Annotated in this window: 13 protein-coding genes; 10 read left to right on the top strand and 3 right to left on the bottom strand. The window is 43.8% G+C overall.

Translation table 11 applies throughout. From position 1 onward, the window contains the following. Positions 1-119: 119 nt before the first annotated feature. Positions 120-668 carry a TetR/AcrR family transcriptional regulator gene (locus AC4HAN_RS04200; protein WP_491091345.1) on the bottom strand — a complete coding sequence of 183 codons (549 nt, stop codon included), beginning with the start codon at positions 666-668 and terminating at the stop codon, positions 120-122. Between the two features lie 278 nt (positions 669-946). Here AC4HAN_RS04200 and AC4HAN_RS04195 point away from each other — a divergent pair, with 278 nt between their 5' ends. Together AC4HAN_RS04195 and AC4HAN_RS04190 are read left to right on the top strand one after the other, a co-directional pair. Continuing rightward, positions 947-1,648 carry an ABC transporter ATP-binding protein gene (locus AC4HAN_RS04195; RefSeq protein WP_491091344.1) on the top strand — a complete coding sequence of 234 codons (702 nt, stop codon included), beginning with the start codon at positions 947-949 and terminating at the stop codon, positions 1,646-1,648. A 13-nt stretch (positions 1,649-1,661) separates the two neighbouring features. Beyond that, positions 1,662-4,298, top strand: a complete 2,637-nt coding sequence (locus tag AC4HAN_RS04190) for an FtsX-like permease family protein (protein WP_491091343.1) — start codon at positions 1,662-1,664, stop codon at positions 4,296-4,298. A 158-nt stretch (positions 4,299-4,456) separates the two neighbouring features. On the opposite strand, the gene ypfJ is transcribed toward AC4HAN_RS04190, so the two are convergent. Then, positions 4,457-5,371, bottom strand: coding sequence for a KPN_02809 family neutral zinc metallopeptidase (ypfJ, locus tag AC4HAN_RS04185; RefSeq protein ID WP_491091342.1), 915 nt, complete (start codon positions 5,369-5,371; stop codon positions 4,457-4,459). 170 nt (positions 5,372-5,541) lie between these two features. Between ypfJ and rexB the strand changes: the two genes are divergently transcribed. The 7 genes from rexB to AC4HAN_RS04150 all read left to right on the top strand — a co-directional run bounded on the left by rexB (position 5,542) and on the right by AC4HAN_RS04150 (position 17,414). Further along, entirely contained in the window at positions 5,542-8,784 is a 3,243-nt protein-coding gene (gene rexB, locus AC4HAN_RS04180) for an ATP-dependent nuclease subunit B (protein ID WP_491091341.1), read from the top strand. Next, a complete protein-coding gene (addA, locus tag AC4HAN_RS04175; protein WP_491091340.1) occupies positions 8,774-12,406 on the top strand; it encodes a helicase-exonuclease AddAB subunit AddA in 3,633 nt (1,210 codons plus the stop codon). The genes rexB and addA overlap by 11 nt, the downstream gene beginning before the upstream one ends. Positions 12,407-12,908: 502 nt before the next feature. Further along, positions 12,909-13,904, top strand: coding sequence for a UDP-glucose 4-epimerase GalE (gene galE, locus AC4HAN_RS04170; RefSeq protein ID WP_491091339.1), 996 nt, complete (start codon positions 12,909-12,911; stop codon positions 13,902-13,904). A 329-nt stretch (positions 13,905-14,233) separates the two neighbouring features. After that, complete coding sequence (locus AC4HAN_RS04165) at positions 14,234-14,809, top strand: NADPH-dependent F420 reductase (protein ID WP_491091338.1); 576 nt, start codon at positions 14,234-14,236, stop codon at positions 14,807-14,809. A gap of 10 nt (positions 14,810-14,819) precedes the next feature. Next, positions 14,820-15,704 (top strand): VOC family protein, encoded by an 885-nt coding sequence (locus AC4HAN_RS04160; RefSeq protein WP_491091337.1) that lies wholly within the window; start codon positions 14,820-14,822, stop codon positions 15,702-15,704. Between the two features lie 60 nt (positions 15,705-15,764). After that, positions 15,765-16,865, top strand: a complete 1,101-nt coding sequence (locus tag AC4HAN_RS04155) for a lactate oxidase (protein ID WP_491091336.1) — start codon at positions 15,765-15,767, stop codon at positions 16,863-16,865. A gap of 60 nt (positions 16,866-16,925) precedes the next feature. Then, positions 16,926-17,414, top strand: a complete 489-nt coding sequence (locus AC4HAN_RS04150) for an RrF2 family transcriptional regulator (protein WP_491091335.1) — start codon at positions 16,926-16,928, stop codon at positions 17,412-17,414. Positions 17,415-17,989: 575 nt separating this feature from the next. On the opposite strand, the gene AC4HAN_RS04145 is transcribed toward AC4HAN_RS04150, so the two are convergent. Next, positions 17,990-18,760, bottom strand: a complete 771-nt coding sequence (locus AC4HAN_RS04145) for a DeoR/GlpR family DNA-binding transcription regulator (RefSeq protein ID WP_491091334.1) — start codon at positions 18,758-18,760, stop codon at positions 17,990-17,992. A 259-nt stretch (positions 18,761-19,019) separates the two neighbouring features. Here AC4HAN_RS04145 and lacA point away from each other — a divergent pair, with 259 nt between their 5' ends. Beyond that, the gene (lacA, locus tag AC4HAN_RS04140) at positions 19,020-19,445 is read left to right on the top strand and encodes a galactose-6-phosphate isomerase subunit LacA (protein WP_491091333.1); all 426 of its coding nucleotides are present in this window, start codon (positions 19,020-19,022) and stop codon (positions 19,443-19,445) included. The last annotated feature ends 9 nt before the right edge of the window (positions 19,446-19,454 follow it).

Raw genomic sequence — 19,454 nt, 5'->3', positions numbered from 1 at the left:
ATAGAGATTAGTGTTTTGCGGAAATAAAAATTAAACTAGGAAGACCAAACAAAAAGGCTGAAAGCAAAACCATCAGCCCTTTCATTTGTCATCAGAGGATTCTCAATTTTTAGTGCAGTCTAATAAATGCCGAAGATATGATCAATTTTGGTAATCATTGCGGCAATGTCTTCCGGTGCTTCGCGGACGCCGTTTCTTATCCAGAGAACAACAATGCTCTCAATAGCCGCACACAGACTGCTGACAGCATAAGCTTCAGGCAGCTGCATGCTGTCCTTAATTTTTTTGACAGAAGACGGTTTGCTCTTGATGACCTGTTCCAAAAAATGACGGACTTTTTTTGGAAAGTCGATGAAAGACAGGTGGGAAACGATTTTGAAAAAGCTCTCATAATCCTTTTTGATAGTGTAGAGAGCCTGTGTGATGGAATCTTGATTGGCGAAGCTGTTATCGGTGAAAATGGCAGCAAAACGCTGTGTGACTTCCTGAGCAATAGCATTGCTCAGGTCGTTTTTATTCAGGTAGTGCAGGTAAAATGTACCGCGGTTGATGCCTGCAAGACGTGTGATATCACTGATAGTGACTTCGGAAAAATCTTTTTTGTCGAGCAAGCTGATAAAAGCTGCTTTTATTTTGGCTTCACTTTGCGTTTGACGTACTTGGCTCATGTGATGACTCCTTTTAACTAAGATACTAAGGCGTAAGCGGAACAAAGCAAAATAGGAGGTTCGACGAAGCGTCACAGGACGCTAGGAGAAGCTGTCTTTTTGCACAGTGTCGTAGCCGTGTTCGATTACATAGGAAAAGCAGGATTTTGGAAAAATAATTTCTTAAATCAACAGAATGTTTATTTTTGTTCTTGTCATTTTGTCACAAGCATTATACAATAAGCACCGTATTAAATCAACAAAGTGTCTGATCTGATAGATTTGAAGGGAGAATTCGTATGGCTTATATTGAAGTTAAAAATACTTATAAGCGGTATCAAACAGGCGATACAGAAATTACTGCCAATAATAATGTTAGTTTTACTATTGAAAAGGGCGAGCTGGTTATTATTTTAGGAGCTTCAGGCGCCGGTAAGTCAACAGTGCTGAATATTCTAGGAGGTATGGATACCAGTGATGAAGGACAGGTTATTATTGACGGTCAGAATATTGCTGATTACAATGCGAAACAGCGAACAAACTACCGCCGTACAGACGTTGGCTTTGTCTTTCAGTTTTATAATCTGGTGCCCAATCTGACGGCCAAGGAAAATGTGGAGCTTGCCTCAGAAATTGTCTCTCATGCGCGTGATGCTGCAGCGACACTAGAGAGTTTGGGTCTGGGAAAACGTCTCAATAATTTTCCGGCGCAGCTCTCTGGCGGTGAGCAGCAGCGTGTAGCTATTGCACGGGCTGTGGCTAAAAATCCTAAGATTCTGCTCTGCGATGAACCGACAGGAGCACTTGACTACAAGACAGGCAAGCAAGTGTTAAAAATTTTGCAGGATATGTCGCGCAAACAAGGCGCAACTGTCATTATCGTTACGCATAACAGCTCGCTTGCGCCGATTGCTGACCGTGTCATTTATATGCATGATGCACAGGTGACTGATATTAAAACAAATCCATCGCCGCAGGATATTGACCTGATCGAATATTAGGAGGCGGGAAACGATGAATAAGACTTACTGGAAAGACATTTGGAGATCTATTGGAAAATCCAAGGGCCGTTTTCTGTCTATTTTGCTTTTGCTGATGCTGGGTTCTTTTGCTTTAGTAGGGCTTAAGGTAACCGGCCCTGATATGAAACAGTCAGCAGCTGTGTATTTAGATAAGCATCAGACCATGGATTTGGCAGTCATTGCTGATTATGGTCTGAGCAAGGACGATCGGCAGGAATTGAACCGCCTAAAACAAGCTCAGGTAAACTATGGTTTCATGACGGATGTGACTATTAAAGATACCGATTCGGCCGTTCGTGTTTACTCAAAAACTGCTGATATATCCGCCTACACAGTCAACTCCGGCCGTTTGCCTAAAAACAGCAAAGAAATTGCACTGGATATTACACTGAAAAAGGACTATAAAATCGGTGACAGCATTTCCTTTACACAATCTGAAAAAGGTCTGTTAAAGAAGACGGTTTACCAAGTTGTCGGATTCGTGACCTCATCAGAAATCTGGTCCCGAACCAATATGGGAACATCAACGGCCGGAGACGGGTCTCTGTCCAACTATGCTGTAGTAGCCGATACGGCTTTTAACAGTGATATTCCGACGATTGCCCGTATCCGCTATGACGATTTAAAGAAGCTTAATCCTTTTTCGGATGCCTACAGCAAAAAGCTGAGAGCGCATCAGGATGATTTAGACCGCATTCTTAGTGATAATGGCCAACAGCGCTTAGAAAAGATGCAGGCAGCTGCTCAGAAAAAAGTTGATGACAGTCAAAAACAGCTAAAAACAGCTAAAGATCAGCTGATGCTTCAAAAAAGTGCTCTTTCTTATTTGTCCGGCAGTCCATTAGCCGCTGCGCAAAAAACTGTTGCAGAAGCGGAAAAGAAAATTAGCAAGAGTGAGGCTGACATCAAGAAATCCCAAGCTGATATTGCTGCCATGCCCGAGCCGTCATATCATACTTACAACCGCTCGACTCTGCCGGGAGGAGGAGGCTATCAGACTTTTTCTTCCAGCTCTGACAATGTCAGTGCAATCGGCAATCTTTTTCCGGTTGTCCTCTATCTTGTCGCTGTTTTGGTAACTCTTACGACGATGACGCGCTTTGTGGATGAGGAGCGAACAAATTCAGGTGTTCTAAAAGCTTTGGGTTACTCAGATAAGGATATTATCAGAAAGTTTGTCATCTATGGGGCCATAGCCGGCTTGATTGGTACGGTTTTAGGCATCTTAGCAGGTCATTATGTTTTGGCTCCCATTGTTTCTAACACGACAACCAGCAGCCTAACCTTTAAGCAGATGCACTATTATTTTTACTGGGATTACAGTTTGCTGGCATTGGCGATTGGTTTCTTAAGCGCGGTTTTACCGGCTTTCTTGGTCGCCAAAAGAGAACTGACAGAAAATCCTGCTCAGCTCTTGCTGCCTAAACCGCCTGCTAAGGGGGCTAAAATTTTATTGGAAAGACTGCCTTTTATCTGGAATCGTCTGAGCTTTACCTATAAAGTAACCGTCAGAAATATTTTCCGCTACAAACAGCGTATGTTCATGACAGTGTTCGGAGTTGCCGGCTCAGTTGCCCTGCTCTTTGCCGGACTGGGGATTCAGTCTTCTTTAGGAAAGGTGATCGATAATCAATTTAAGCAGATTACGCCTTATAATTTATTACTTGTAAAGAACAGTAGAGCGGCAGAAACAAAGGAAAAAGCCCTTGCTGAGGCTTTGGATGATAAAGCTATTTCACAAAAGATGGCTGTTTTCTATAAACAAATTGATGAGGAGATTTCAGGGCTTACTGACAAACAGACCGTTTCTCTGGAAGTGACTGACCGTAACAATCTGGACGGTTTCATTAATCTCAAAAATGTAACAAACGATCAAAAACTCAATCTGACTGACAGCGGGGTCATTATAACGGAACTTTTAGCCAGATATTATCATGTTCAGGCCGGTGACAGCTTCAACTTCAGAGATGAAAACGGGAAAAAGATTCGTTTGAAAGTTTCAGCAGTAGCCAAGATGAATGTCGGACATTATCTCTTTATGACAGACGATTACTATCAAAAGAAGTTTGGTGAAAGAGCTGAGAAGAACGCCTGCCTTATCAATCTCAAAGATGACCGTCCAGCCAATATTTCCGATCAGGCAACAAAACTGCTGGCTATGGAGGGTGTCGCTGCAGTTTCCCAGAATTTATCCATTATTGACACCGTTGAGGTAGTTGTGACGTCTCTCAATGGCGCTATGACCGTTTTGGTTGTGACGTCTATGCTCTTAGCTGTGGTGATTCTCTATAATTTGACTAACATCAATGTCGCTGAGCGTATTCGTGAACTCTCAACCATCAAGGTGCTTGGTTTTTATAATCAAGAGGTTACCATGTATATTTACCGAGAGACCGTTTCGCTGTCCTTCATCGGTATTTTGCTGGGACTGTTGGCAGGTCACTATCTTCATAAAATGATTATGCAGATAATCGGCAGCGACAATATCATGTTTAGCAATATTATTGACAGCTATATTTACGCTGTTCCGGTACTTACCGTTACTGGTATTCTGCTTGTTTTGGGCCTATTGGTTAACCGCCGTCTGAAGCATCTGGACATGCTGGAAGCACTGAAATCAGCTGACTAGGAAGAACAAAAACAACAGTAAAAAGAGGTTAGTTCCTATGAACTGTACCCCAATCGTTAGATTTTGTGTCCAACTTTTGGGGGTCAGTACACCTAGTCTAACCTCTTTTGATGTGTCGCAAAAAATGAACGAAATAAAATATTGGCAGAGAACCGCTTTTATAAGCTGTCAGCAGCGAAGGTGTCACCGTGCTCAATATCACCAAATTTATAGCCGCGGTTAAACCAATTTTGGCGCTGCTGGGATGTACCGTGAGTGAAGCTGTCCGGCACGGTTCTGCCGTAAGCTTCTTTTTGAAGTGTGTCATCGCCGACAGCGTGAGCCGCTCTCATAGCCTCTTCAATATCGCCGGTATCAAGGAGACCTTCCCCTTCAACGTATTTGGCCCAGGCACCGGCATAATAATCAGCTTGCAGTTCCAAACGGACATTTAGAGCATTGGCCTGAGTTTCTGACAGACCTTGCCGTTTTTGATTGTAATCTTGCATAGTGCCCAGCTCATTTTGAACATGGTGGCCGACTTCATGCGCAATAACATAGGCCATAGCAAAGTCACCTGCAGCCTTATATTTGCTGGAGAGTTCCTGATAAAAGGAGATATCCAGATAAATCTTGCGGTCAGCAGAACAGTAAAACGGTCCTGAAGACGCCTGACCTTGTCCGCATCCGGTCCGAATGTGATCCGTATAAAAAACAAGAGTCGGTTTCTTATAGGTCAGCCCTTGATCTTTAAAGGTCTCAGTCCAAAAGCTTTCAGTACTTGCCAGAACCTTACTGACAAATTTCGTTTCTTCAGTGGAGACGTCTGTCCCTTTTTTTCTAGCAACTTGGGTTGACTGATAAGGATTGGAGCTGCCAGTATTATCGCCTGTCAAAATACTTCCTAAGCCCGAAGCTCCGCCAATAAAAAGCAGGATAATAATAATGACAAGCTTTGATTTCCAGCTGCCCCTGGAAAAGAGCAGCTGCAGGAGGAGATTACTGCCCATGGAACTGCCGCCGCCATAAGCGCCGGACTCTTCTCCGCGGCGGTCTTCGATATTTTTGCTTTCCTTTAACTTGTCTGTTTTCATTTGTTAACCTCATTATTTTAATACTTCTATTATAAATGATTTTCGGCAGAAAAAGCTATCTTTTTCATTAAATTTATAGTATTAAAAGGGAAAATAAGACTTGATTAAAAGCTTTGCTTTTAAATTTGGTATAATAAAAGCAGTAGCATTAACTGCAGCAAAGGAGTCCTATGAAATTACTCTACACCGACATTCAATACGATATGACAGAAATTTTGGCGGCTGAAGCCGGACAGGCTGCTAAAGAAGGCAAGCGTGTTTTTTACATTGCTCCCAGCTCGCTGTCTTTTGAAAAGGAACGGGCGGTTTTAGAGGCCCTGCCTGAGAAGGCCTCTTTTGCCATTACCGTTACGCGTTTTGCGCAGATGGCCCGCTATTTTGTTTTAAATGAGCCTCATCAAAGAGACCTTATTGACGACAATGGTTTGGCTATGATTTTTTATCGGGCGTTGGCTGGTTTTTCTGAACAGGATTTGCGCGTGTTTGGCCGTTTGAAACAGGACACGAACTTTATCAATCAATTGGTGGACCTGTATAAGGAGCTCAAGGCTTCAAATATGACCGTTTTAGAACTGACAGCGCTCAATTCTCCGGAAAAGCAAGAAGATCTGATTAAGATTTTTAACAGGGCAGAGGCTATTTTAAATTCTGGGAATTTTGATACTCAAAGTAAAACGGCCTTTTTTGCCCAGCAGCTTAAATCGGGACATCTGGACAGTGAGCTTAAAGACTTGCTGATTATTGTGGACGGTTTTACGCGTTTTTCTGCTGAAGAAGAAAATCTGATTAAGCTCTTGCATGAAAAGGACGTAGCTATTACTATTGGGACATATATTAGCAAAAAGGCTTACCGTGCAGTATTTTCAAACGGCAATGTCTATCAGGCCAGTCTGGATTTTATGAGGGGGCTGGCTGCTAAATTCCAAACAAAGCCGGAATATGTTGCTTCCGGTCAAAAAGGGCTGCAGGCTTTCTCAAATCTTTCAAGTATCTTTGAGAGCCGTCATGATTTTTCTGCTGATGGGCGTATGCTGACAGAGGACGATAAAGAGCATATTGCTATTTGGGATGTTATCAACCAAAAAGAAGAAGTAGAGCATGTCGCCAGAGCAATACGCAGGAAGCTCTATCAGGGCTACCGCTACAAGGATATCTTAGTTTTGCTGGGGGATACAGATGCTTATCAGCTGCAGGTGGGAAAAATTTTTGATAAGTATGAGATTCCTTATTATTTCGGTAAGGCCGAATCAATGAGTTCACACCCTTTGGTGCATTTTATAGACAGTCTGGAGAGGGTAAAGCGCTATAATTTTCGTGCTGAGGACGTCATGAATTTGCTTAAGTCAGGTTTATACGGCCGCTTGCAGCAGGAACAGCTGGATAAACTGGAACAGTATATTATTTATGCGGACCTCAAGGGGCAAAGCAAGTTTTTTAAGGATTTTACGCTAGATAAGCTGGGACAGTTTGATTTGAAACAGTTAAACCGGTGGCGAACTGAGCTTATGGCTCCCTTGCAGCAGCTGGTTAAGGCGCAAAAGCAGTCAGGCAAAAGTCTTTTGAAAAAATTAATCGGTTTTTTAGAGGCCATTTATCTGCCGGAAAATTTTGCGCTGCTGACTGCAGACAGTGAGGAAACAGAGCAGGAAAAGCACGAGCAGGTCTGGAAAACTTTTACCGCTATTTTGGAGCAGTTTCAGAGTATTTTTGGCGGTGAGAAGCTGACGCTGGATGAGTTTTTGTCCTTGCTTCGAGCCAGCATGCTGGCAGCTGATTACCGTACAGTTCCCGCAGCAGTTGATGTTGTAACAGTCAAAGCTTATGATTTGGTGGAGCCGCATACCAATAAAATTGTTTTTGCAATGGGCATGACACAGTCCAATTTTCCTAAAATTGTTCAAAATAAAAGCCTGATTTCGGATGAGGAGCGTTCACGCATCAATGAAGTAACACCGGATAACCGCCGCTTTGATATCGTCAGCAGCGAAAATCTCAAAAAAAATCACTTTGCAGCCTTATCGCTCTTTAACGCTGCGACTGAGGAATTAACTCTCAGCCTGCCGCAGATTTTAAATGAAGCAGAAGACACTGCCTCATCTTATTTACTGGAATTAGCAGAGATTGGCGTTCCGATAGTGGAAAGGGGACGGAGCCTGCAGCTGAGTGATCCGGAAGACATTGGCAATTATAAAGCGCTCCTGTCGCGTGTGATTGAGCTGGAACGCACTTCCATTGACCAGGAAATGTCTAAGGAAGAGCAAACTTTTTGGTCGGTGGCTGTGCGCTACCTGCGCAAGAAACTTAATAAACAGGGAATTGTCCTTCCTGAGATTAACGACAGCATGCAGACCAAGCCGCTTGCTCCTTCGGTCATAAAGGCCCGCTTTCCGGAAGATAAGCCACTGAATCTGTCATCATCTGCCTTAACTGCCTTTTACAACAATCAGTACCTTTACTTTCTGCAGTATGTCCTTGACTTGCAGGAGATAGAGACCATTCACCCGGATGCCAGGAACCACGGAACTTATCTGCACCGTATTTTTGAATTGGTGATGCAGGATACGGCGGCTTCTGATTTTGACAGCAGGCTAAATCAGGCTATTGCCAAGGCCAATGAGGAAAACAGCTTTAAGATCCTTTATGAGGAAGACGAGGAAAGCCGCTATTCTTTAGATGTTTTAGAAGACATTGCCAGAAGCACAGCCAGCATTTTGCGTGATGATGCCCAAATTCAGGTGGAAAGCGAAGAAGAGGCGTTTGAGCTCATGCTGGGAAATGCCGTGAAAATTCGCGGTTTTATCGACCGTATCGACCGTCTGTCTGACGGCAGTCTGGGGATTGTCGACTACAAATCCAGCCGAAATACCTTTGATATCCAGAAATTTTACAACGGTCTCAGTCCGCAGCTGCTGACGTATATGGAGGCTGTCAAAAACAAAAGGAAATTGCCGGATAATAAAAAGATTTTCGGAGCCATGTATCTGCACATGCAAGAGCCAAAGTTAGATTTAAGCAATGTCAAATCCTTGGATAAGATTCCTGAAGCCATCCATAAAGAACTGACTTACAGAGGGCTTTTCTTGGATGAAGAAAAAGAGTATTTAGCCGGCAGCAGGTATCATTTAAATGATTCGGTATACAGTCAGAAAGAGATTGATCTTTTGCTTGCTTATAATCGGCAGCTCTATCAAAAAGCAGCCCGGCAAATTCGCAGCGGTCATTTCCTGATTAATCCTTATACTGAGGATGGCAAATCAGTGCAAGGAGAGCAGCTCAAAGCGATTACACACTTTGAAGCGGATCGCCACATGCCTTATGCCCGCAAGCTCTCTCATCTGCCGCGCAAGGAAAAACGCCAGGGCTTCCTGCAGCTTATTGAGGACAAGCAAAAGGAGGAAAACAATGACCTTTAAAAACTTTTTAAGTGCCCAAGAGATCGCCTCCCTGCAGCTTGAGGAGGCCGGATCTGACAAGGCGCAAAAACGCACCCCCGAACAGATTGAAGCGATCTACAGCTATGGCAATAACATTCTGGTTTCTGCTTCGGCAGGTTCCGGAAAGACCTTTGTCATGATTGAACGGATCATGGATAAGATCCTGCGCGGCGTGAAAATTGATCAGCTCTTTATCTCAACCTTTACCGTCAAGGCGGCGGGAGAGTTAAAAGAGCGTTTGGAAAAAAAGCTGATTGAGCAGCTGCAAAGACAAACAAAGCCGGAGCTCAAGCAGTTTTTGGCTGAGGAGCTGGCCGGCGTTCAGACGGCTGATATTGGCACGATGGATGCCTTCACACAAAAATTGGTCAATCAATACGGCTATACGCTGGGACTCTCGCCCAGCTTTCGGATTATGCAGGACAAAAGTGAGCAGGATCTTCTGAAAAATGAGGTTTTTGCAGATCTTTTTGCGGATTATATGCGCTCTGAAAATAGGTCTGTTTTTATCAAGCTGGTCAAAAATTTTGCCGGCAGCCGTAAGGATTCAGACCCTTTCAAACAATTGGTTTATAAGATTTACGACTTCAGTCAGGCGACAGACAATCCTAAAAGCTGGCTGACAGACAGTTTTTTAAAGGGGGCTGAGACCTATACAGACTTTTCAGCTATTCCAGAACAGGAAGTTGCTTCATTTCTGACAAGCATGGAAGACACTGCCAAGGCTTTGCGTGATGTAACCGATTTGGAAGACTATAAGCAGCTCACTGGCAAGGGTACTCCGACAGCCAACTATAAAAAGCATCTCAATATGATTGACAAGCTGCAGGATTGGGCTTGGCATTTTGAAGCGCTCTACGGCCGTGACGGTCTTAGTAAGCTGGCCGGTGATATTGCCGAGCTCATTCCGTCCGGGGACAGCGTCACAGTTGCTAAGGTCAAATACCCTGTTTTCAAGGCTCTGCAGAGCCGCTTGGCTGACTTGAAGCATTTAGAGACGATCTTTGCCTACCAAGGAGAGAGTCTGCCTTTGTTAAAAGTTCTGCAGCAGTTTGTTCTGGATTTTTCCGACCAGTACCTGCAGGCCAAAGTACAGGAAAATGCTTTTGAATTTTCTGATATTGCGCATTTTGCTATTGCTATTTTAGAAGAAAATCCCGATATCAGACAGCTCTACCAAAGTAAGTACCATGAAATCATGGTGGATGAGTATCAGGATAACAACCACACACAAGAACGGATGCTTGAGCTTTTATCTAATGGGCACAATCGTTTTATGGTAGGAGATATTAAGCAGTCGATTTACCGTTTCCGTCAGGCAGATCCGCAGATTTTTAATGAGAAATTTAAAGATTTTCAAGAACATCCCGAACACGGCAAGCTGATTTTGCTCAAGGAAAATTTCCGCAGCCAGTCAGAAGTTTTAGAAACAGCAAACAGTGTTTTTCGTCACCTGATGGATGAAGCAGTCGGTGAGATTGTCTACGATGACAGCCACCGTCTGCTGGCAGGAAGCGACCGCCAAAAGGAAGCGCACCCGGAAAATGAAACTCAGGTTTTGCTGTACGATACAGATGAAAATGTTGAAGCCCTGCCTGATGATGACAGCAGTCAAATCAGTCCTGCTGAAGTTAAATTAGTGGCCAAGGAAATTATCCGTCTTCACAATGCAGAAAACGTGCCTTTTGAAGATATTACTCTGCTGGTTGCTTCAAGAACCCGCAATGACGGTATTATACAGACCTTTGACCAATACGGGATTCCTCTGGTAACAGACGGCGGTGAGCAAAATTATCTCAAATCAGTTGAGATTATGGTTATGCTGGATACCTTACGTTCGATTGACAATCCGCTCAATGACTATGCCCTGACGGCGCTTTTGCGCTCGCCCATGTTTGCCTTTGATGAAGATGAGCTGACGCGCTTAGCGCTGCAAAAGACATCAGCCAGTCAGAAGGAGAATCTCTATGAAAAACTGCAGAATGCTAAAAATAAAGAAGGTCAGCACCCGGAGCTTATCACATCGGATTTAGCTGCCAAACTGCAGGATTTCTTAGATGTCTTTGGCAGCTGGCGCCATTTTGCCAGACTGCATTCGCTGCATGATTTGATTTGGAAAATTTATAATGAAAGATTTTACTATGATTATGTAGGGCGTCTGCCGAGAGCAGAACAGCGTCAGGCCAATCTCTATGCGCTGGCTCTGCGTGCCAACAATTTCGAGCGGACCGGATTTAAGGGACTGTCACGCTTTATTCGGATGATTGACCGTATTTTAGACAGTCAGAATGATTTAGCTGATGTTGAGGTCGCTCTCCCTAAAAACGCTGTTAGGCTCATGACCATCCATAAGAGCAAGGGTTTGGAGTTCAAGTATGTCTTTATTCTTAATATTGACAAGAAGTTCAGTATTCAAGATATGACCTCGCCGCTCATTTTGTCCCGCCGAAATGGTGTCGGAATCAAGTATTTGGCTGATATGAAAGAGGAGCTGCAGGAAAAACTGCTGCCTGCTGTCAAAATCAGCATGCCCACGCTGCACTACCAGCTCAACAAACGTGAATTGCGCTTAGCGACCTTATCAGAGCAGATGCGGCTGCTCTATGTCGCTATGACGCGGGCTGAAAAAAGGCTGTACCTGATTGGAAAAGGCAGTGCGGAAAAACTGGCGGATAAATACAGCGGAAAATCAGAAAACAATCACCTGCCGGCAGCTGAGCGCGAACGTTATATGACCTTTCAGGATTGGCTTTTGGCTATCGAACAAGCCTACAGCAGTGAAAACCTGCATTTTAAGACAACTTTTGTGACCGATGAAGATCTGACCGAAGATAAAATTGGCAGCATTAAACGGGAACGTTCCTATAATCCTGATGACCTTAAGGATAACCGCCAGTCTGAAGATATTGCGCGTGCCTTAGATATGCTGGAGGCGGTTGAAAAGCTCAATAAGGACTATCAGGCAGCCATCTCTTTGCCGACTGTTCGCACACCCAGTCAGGTCAAGAAATTCTATGAACCTGTTATGGATACAGAGGGCGTTGAGATTATGGAAAAGAGCCCTGCTGCCAAACCAACCTTTAAACTTCCTGATTTTTCTGAGAAAAAAGCGGCTGAGCCTTCTGCTGTCGGATCCAGCCTGCACGAATTGATGCAGCGTCTGCACCTGAGCGAAGAGGTCAGCATGAATGATATTTTACAGGCCTTAGGAGATCTTCCGGCTGATGACAAAGTTAAGAAAGCTATTCGGACAGACAAGATTCTGGCTTTCTTTCAGACAACTGATTTAGGAAAACTGATCCAGAAAAATGCTGACAAAGTTCGCCGCGAAGCGCCCTTTGCCATGCTGAAAAAAGACCCTGAAAGCGGGGAAAACTTCGTTGTCCGCGGTATTATTGACGGTTATATTCTTTTTGAGGATCGCATTATTCTCTTTGATTATAAGACTGATAAATTTACCAACAGCCAGACCATTAAACAGCGCTACCAAGGTCAGATGGCTCTATATGCTCAGGCTCTGAGCAAATCCTATGGGATTTCAACCGTTGAAAAATACTTGATTTTGCTGGGCGGTGAGCAGCTGGAAGTTGTAGCAGTGTGATACTGCTGAATGCTTTTGATGCAGATAAAAACAGAACCTATCGGCTTTAGCGAAGTTATAGGTTTGGCTGTGCCGCCGCCAAGACTAAAGGATAAGCGGCAGCAGTTGAAAAATACCTGCTAAACCAGTATAATGAAATCGCAGACTGAAAGCATCAAGAGTTTTCTCAGTTTTAAGAACTTTTCGGTTTTGCATGGCGGTTGCATTTTGTAAAAATCCAGAAAGAGATTACGGGTTTAGTGGATTCGAACTCAGTTAAAAAGTTCAGTCTCAGGGCAGATTGCTTGAGAGACTGAGTTTTTGCGCTGGTTCAGCTTCTGCCGTTTTCTCAGCAACCCTTAGTATGATAAAGAAAGGAAGACAGCTAATTCTGATACTGTGTTATCAGAGTTAGCTCCCGTCCCGGCGGCTGTCCAAAATTAAGTCAGGTCATTTTGCAGTTTAAAAGATGCTGATTGACTCTTATTTTTGCTTTGTCGTTTACGGGCTCGGTATCTTATTTATGGCAATTTTAGTTTTAGGAGGAGCCGGCTATATCGGCTCTCACATGGTAGATCGTTTGGCAGAAGAGGGCAAAGAAAAGGTTGTTGTCGTTGACAGTCTGGTGACCGGTCACCGCGCAGCGGTTCACCCTGCTGCAAAATTTTATCAGGGAGACTTGACGGATCAAGACTTTATGCGTCAGGTTTTCACAGAAAATCCTGATATAGATGCGGTGATTCACTTTGCTGCTTATTCGCTTGTGGCCGAGTCTATGGAAAATCCGCTCAAGTATTTTGATAACAATACTGCTGGCATGATTAAGCTTTTAGAAGTCATGAATGAATTTGATGTTAAGTCTATTGTCTTTTCATCAACAGCAGCGACCTATGGTATTCCTGACGAACTTCCTATCAAAGAAACGGCACCGCAGCGCCCTATCAATCCTTACGGCGAAAGCAAGCTGATGATGGAAACTATTATGAAATGGTCTGATCAGGCTTACGGCATTAAGTTTGTTCCGCTTCGCTATTTCAATGTAGCCGGTGCCAAACCAGACGGTTCAATTGGTGAGGATCACGGTCCTGAGACCCATCTTTTGCCGATTGTCCTGCAGGTAGCTCAAGGCACCCGTGAGAAGATTATGATTTTCGGTGATGATTATGATACGCCGGACGGAACAAACGTTCGGGACTATGTGCACCCCTTTGATTTGGCGGATGCACACTTGCTTGCTGTTCAGTACCTGCGTGAGGGCAATGACTCAACAGCCTTTAATCTTGGCTCGTCAACAGGATTTTCAAATCTGCAAATTTTAGAAGCAGCCCGCAAGGTCACCGGCAAAGACATTCCGGCTGAGAAGGCGGCCCGCCGCCCCGGAGATCCGGATACGCTGGTCGCAAGCTCAGAAAAGGCGCGTGAGATTTTAGGCTGGGAACCGCAGTTTGATGATATTGAAAAAATTATAGAAACCGCTTGGGCTTGGCACTCCAGTCATCCTAATGGCTATGGGGATTAGTTTAAAAGCAGCGGAGGAGACTCTGTTTGTCTTTTGCCTAGTATTTGTTCAAAGGAAATTATTCATACAATCAAAGCTCTTAGATAGGATCAGCCTTGTCTAGGAGTTTTTTTTGTTCTAATCTATTGGCTCTGCTAAAAAAATGTGTTCCTAGTGTTTGTTTGCAATTCAGCATTCTGCTCTGTCAACCTCTAGCAACCCAATACCAACCGAGAAAAGCAGGGTTTTTTATTTATAAACAAATCTCTTGCTAATTTATCACTAAGTAGTATAATTTTCTCATAAGTTGTAATAAAAAAAGTTACAAGATAGACTATGGAGGAATTGTTATGACAACGATTACGATTTTTGGTAAAGGAAACATGGGACAGGCTATCGGAGGACTTTTTGAAAAAGCTGGCCACTCTGTTTCTTATCTTGGTTCAACTGACAAAGCTGCAAATTTGGGCGATCTTGTGGTACTGGCTGTCCCTTATTCAGCAGTGGCAGCTATTCTTAAACAATACGGCAAAGACTTAGCAGGTAAGGTGGTGGTAGATATTACCAACCCTGTTAATTTTGACAACTTTGATGGTTTGGCGGTAGCTGCTGACAGCTCAGCGACAGCAGAATTCTCAAAGCAAGTGCCCGACGCACGTTGGGTTAAAGGTTTCAACACAACATTTGCAGCGGCATTGGTCAGCGGAACCGTAGCAGGTAAAGAGCCGACCCGTGTTATCTTAGCATCGGACGATGCAAAAGCAAAAGAACTTGTGAGTGCAGCTTTGGCAGGCAGCGGTGTGGCGGTACTGGATGCAGGAAGTCTGAAGCGTGCCCGTGAATTGGAAGCCATTGGTTTCCTGCAAATCTCATTGGCTGCGCAGGAAAAGATTTCATGGACAGGCGGCTTTGCTGTCTTAGAATAAGGAGCTAATCATGACTTATGCTTATAATTCCCGGATTCGTTTGGGCGAGGTGGTGCTCAATGTTCATGACCTGGAAAAACAAACCATTTTTTACACGGATTTCATTGGCTTTAAGGCGATTCACCAAACAGCGGATGAGACAGTTTTAGGAATTGAAGGTTCTGATGAGGCTGTTATGCGTCTGGTTAAGACGGATTTACCAGCTCAGAAGAATTATGGTCTCTACCATACTGCTATTTTAGTGCCAGACCGTCCACGTTTAGGAGCAGCGCTTAGGCATCTGGTGACCAGCGGTGTTCCGCTGACTGGCGGAGCAGATCATGGTTACAGCGAAGCTATTTACCTAGATGATATTGAAGGAAATGGTATCGAGATTTACCGGGACAAACCTGTTAGCGAGTGGGATATTCGTGAGGACGGCCGTATTATCGGGGTGACTGAAGAGATGGATGCTGATGGCGTTTTGGCGGAGGCAAGTCCTTACGATACCTTTGCGCTCAGCAGCAAAACTATTGTCGGCCATGTCCATTTGAGTGTCAAGAATGCTGGTCTTTCGTCCAAGTTCTATCAGCGTATCTTTGACCTCGGCGACAAGATGACCATTCCGTCAGCTTCCTGGATTGCTTCTGGTAATTACCATCACCAGCTGGCTCTCAACCAATGGGCAGGCTCTCATCTTCCTAAACGCCAAGCAGGACAGCCTGGTCTCAATCATCTGACCATCATCGTTAGCGATGCCGTCTTCTTTAGGGCTTCTTTGAACAAGGCAGAGCTTTATGGCATGACTTTGCTTGAAAAATCAGAAAGTTCTTACCTGATAGAGGATGCAGATGGCATTCGCATCAAGGTGCTCTTGAGAATATTTAATACTTTGGGGATAAACGAGTTATTATAAAAAATAACACTAAATAAAAATTAATCCTATTTACCGAGATACAAGAAAGAAGGTACTCTTATGACAGTAACAAACAATTATTTTCAATCAGATAAAGAAGAAAAGATTGACATTCTCAATCTTCCCAGTTTAGAAGCACGTGCCAAGGAAATTATTCCCAAGGGCGGCTTTGGTTATATCACTGAAGGTGCAGATGATGAGTGGACGCTGAAAGAAAACACAGCAGCTTTCAATCACGTGCAGATTGTTCCCCGTATTTTGACTTCTGTTGAAAACCCATCAACTGAGACTGAAATCTTCGGCATTAAGATTTCCATGCCAATTATCATGGCACCTGCTGCAGCCCAAGGTTTAGCGCATGCCCGCGGTGAACTGGCAACCGCAGAAGGTATGGCAGCCGCCGGCACTATCATGTCTCAGTCAACTTATGGTACGACCACAATCTCAGAGACCGCTGCCGCTGGTAAGGGGGCACCGCAATTCTTCCAGCTCTACATGAGCAAGGACTGGTCTGTCAATGAAGCCTGGCTGGATGAGGCTGTCAAAGCCGGTGTTAAGGCTATCATCATGACCGTTGATTCTATGCTTGGCGGTTACCGTGAAGCAGATATTATTAACAACTTCCAATTCCCGCTTCCAATGGGCAACTTGGCCAAGTTGGCAGAAGGAAGCGAAGGCAAAGGTATCAGTGAAATCTACGCGGCCGCAGCCCAAGTCATTTTGCCGGAAGACATCAAACGTGTAGCTGCTTATACCGGTTTGCCAGTTATCGTCAAAGGTGTTCAGGATCCTGATGATGCCGAAACGGCTATCAAAGCTGGTGCTTCAGGCATCTGGGTGTCTAACCATGGCGGCCGTCAGTTAAACGGCGGTCCAGCTTCCTTTGATACTTTGGCGGCAATAGCAGAGCGCGTCAGCAAACGTGTTTCTATCATCTTTGACAGTGGTGTCCGTCGCGGCTCCCATGTCTTTAAAGCTTTGGCAAGCGGAGCTGATTTGGTTGCTTTGGCCCGTCCAGTTATTTACGGACTGGCTTTGGGTGGCGCTCAAGGTGCACAAGCTGTTGTTGAACACTTGAATAATGAGTTTAAAATTGATATGCAGCTGGCTGGTGCGCAAACTATCGAAGACGTTAAAAAAGCAAAATTACTGCACCGCTAAACTTGCCAGCCCGTCAAAGTCATGATAGAGTAAAAGAGAAAGAATGACTTTGGAGATATCATGGCAAATAATCGATTGAGTGACTTATTACAAATTTTAGTATATGCTGAGGTACACAAAACAGAGGCGGTCAGCAGTGAACGTTTGGCAGCTAGCCTGAAGAGCAATGCCAGTCTGGTTAGGCAAATGCTGACGCAGCTGCGTAAGGCTGGTATCATTACAAGCCAAAGAGGCAAGACAGGTTTTCGTATTGAAAAACCATTGACAGAACTGACTGTTTTGGATGTTTACCATGCTATTGACAATCAGGGTGACCTGCTGAAGGTAGACCAAAATACTTCCAAGACCTGCAGCGTTGGGGTGGTCTTTCCAGAAGTTTTGCAGAACCATTACCAGGATATTCAAAAGCAGGCCGAAGCTCAGATGGCTCAAATCAGCCTGCAGCAGCTGGTTGATGAAACCCGGCAAAATATTTTAAATCATACCAAACAGAAAAAGACTGATGCTGGTGAAATCATTGATTTAACAGCTATCAGCAGCAGTAAATAAACAGCAGCCTTTTCTTGGGCTAATCCTTCTGCCGCTTTTATCAGAGTATAGACAAACACATTTTTCACTGCAAACATGTTTTGAAGCTCTTCAAATATCAATTAAATGGCTTAATTTGCGAGCGAAGCGAGCCTTAATCCGAGCCTTTTCGCCGTGATAAAAGTGGTAGAAACAATAGGGTTTCTGCCAGTCGGAAGATTTGAGACTAATTGAACACGGGTTTGCGGATTGTGGCAAAAAGATGAGTCTGCCTAGAATCTTAACGTTTCCGCGTCGCACTCTCTATTTTGCCTTTATCCGCAGATGCCCTTTGTATCTTGAACTTAGGCATGGAATTCCGAAGGAAGTCGCTGCGACGATTGCTGTTAGAAATCGATATTATTTCTAACGGCAATCTAATGCAAAACCTAATCAAGAGCTATAGCCTTGATTAGGTTTTGCCGTTCGTTATCACCTAAGGAAAGGATCATAAAAGACTTTGTCTTCAAGTTGAAGCTCCGTGAAAACGGGGCTTCTTTTTGTGCAGTTTTAGTAAGTTCTGTTTTGCTGACTGTGAGACAAAAGGTGGTCATGATTTACAGCTTGTCCGCATCAGCCTTGAGAACTTTGGTGAATTGACTGTAAAGAGCCTGTTTGTCGGCTGATAGTTTAGAATCTGTTACGACATAGTCAAAATCACTGGTTTTATAAAAAACGAAGAAATCATAGGAGTCAAATTTTTTATTATCGACTAAGAGATATTTTTCCAGCGCTTTATCCAAGGCGAGTTCCTGAATGGTGCCTTCGGATTCACTGTAGGTGGCTACCGAATCTTTATAGACAGCATTGGCACTGATGAAGGCTTTGGAAAAAGTCAGCGAAGCGATATTGCTGCTGGCTAAAGATCCAACAAAAGCCCCGGTAACAGGACGGTATTCTCCGCCAATAAGAAGGAGATCAATATTTGGGCTCTCTTTTAAAATATCAAATACCGGCAGGCTGTTAGTGATAATGCGCAGGTTGCGCTGGACCAATTCCTGAGCAAAGTATTCCAGCGTTGTCCCGGGACCGATGAAGATCGTTTCCCCATCTTGGACACGCTGAGCAGTAAAAGCAGCGATTTCTTTTTTCTCGCTGACCTGTTCAGAGTGTTTTTCAATATTTGATTTTTCGGGTTTATTTAAGAGGTTGATGCTTTGAGCACCGCCGTGCACCCGGATCAGCTGGTTCTCTTTTTCGAGTTCCGCCAAATCGCGCCGTACGGTCATATCAGAAACTCCGAGTTCTTTGATGATGTCATTTACGGTAATAATGGTTTGATGTTTTAATTGTTCTAATATCCAATTTAATCTCTCTTTTTTGATCATATAAATCTCCTACGCAGTGTTCTTTTGATGATATTATAGCATAAAGATAGAAAAATATCACAATTATAAACAAAAAAGAACAATTTTAAATCCTAGAAATCTTCTAAAAATAATTGAATATTACAGAAAGTTATTGATAAATCGGTGTTTATCGGTATTTTTTAAAATAAACAAAAATATTCAATTTTTTCTTGACAAAATGTTTGCTTTAGTTTATTATTATCTTGTAACAAACAAAAACAAACAAAGGAGAAGAAAAATGGCAATTGTACTTGGTGCCGATAAGGCAGGAGAAAGACTTAAAGATGTTGTCAAAGATTATCTGCTGGCAAGAGACTTTGACATTGTGGATGTCAGTGCAGAAGGGCAGGATTTCGTTGATGTAACTTTGGCTGTGGCAGCAGAAGTTAACAAAGCTGAGGACAATCTGGGTATTGTCATTGATGCTTATGGTGCCGGTTCCTTTATGGTCGCAACTAAAATCAAAGGTATGGTAGCTGCAGAAGTATCGGATGAACGCTCTGCTTACATGACCCGCGCTCACAATAACGCGCGTATCATTACCATGGGTGCCGAGATTGTCGGTGATGAATTGGCAAAAAACATTGCCAAAGGATTTGTTGAAGGCCACTATGACGGCGGACGTCACCAAATCCGCGTGGATATGCTTAACAAGATGTGCTAAAAAAGAAGG

Source organism: Streptococcus sp. ELY_86 (genome assembly GCF_058314495.1).
This window is presented reverse-complemented; position numbering and strand designations above follow the sequence as displayed.

What these genes read in the sequence shown, in the direction of transcription:
- AC4HAN_RS04200 (WP_491091345.1), bottom strand. Translation starts at nt 668, where the DNA reads ATGAGCCAAGTACGTCAAACGCAAAGTGAAGCCAAAATAAAAGCAGCT.
- AC4HAN_RS04195 (WP_491091344.1), top strand. Translation starts at nt 947, where the DNA reads ATGGCTTATATTGAAGTTAAAAATACTTATAAGCGGTATCAAACAGGC.
- AC4HAN_RS04190 (WP_491091343.1), top strand. Translation starts at nt 1,662, where the DNA reads ATGAATAAGACTTACTGGAAAGACATTTGGAGATCTATTGGAAAATCC.
- ypfJ (WP_491091342.1), bottom strand. Translation starts at nt 5,371, where the DNA reads ATGAAAACAGACAAGTTAAAGGAAAGCAAAAATATCGAAGACCGCCGC.
- rexB (WP_491091341.1), top strand. Translation starts at nt 5,542, where the DNA reads ATGAAATTACTCTACACCGACATTCAATACGATATGACAGAAATTTTG.
- addA (WP_491091340.1), top strand. Translation starts at nt 8,774, where the DNA reads ATGACCTTTAAAAACTTTTTAAGTGCCCAAGAGATCGCCTCCCTGCAG.
- galE (WP_491091339.1), top strand. Translation starts at nt 12,909, where the DNA reads ATGGCAATTTTAGTTTTAGGAGGAGCCGGCTATATCGGCTCTCACATG.
- AC4HAN_RS04165 (WP_491091338.1), top strand. Translation starts at nt 14,234, where the DNA reads ATGACAACGATTACGATTTTTGGTAAAGGAAACATGGGACAGGCTATC.
- AC4HAN_RS04160 (WP_491091337.1), top strand. Translation starts at nt 14,820, where the DNA reads ATGACTTATGCTTATAATTCCCGGATTCGTTTGGGCGAGGTGGTGCTC.
- AC4HAN_RS04155 (WP_491091336.1), top strand. Translation starts at nt 15,765, where the DNA reads ATGACAGTAACAAACAATTATTTTCAATCAGATAAAGAAGAAAAGATT.
- AC4HAN_RS04150 (WP_491091335.1), top strand. Translation starts at nt 16,926, where the DNA reads ATGGCAAATAATCGATTGAGTGACTTATTACAAATTTTAGTATATGCT.
- AC4HAN_RS04145 (WP_491091334.1), bottom strand. Translation starts at nt 18,760, where the DNA reads ATGATCAAAAAAGAGAGATTAAATTGGATATTAGAACAATTAAAACAT.
- lacA (WP_491091333.1), top strand. Translation starts at nt 19,020, where the DNA reads ATGGCAATTGTACTTGGTGCCGATAAGGCAGGAGAAAGACTTAAAGAT.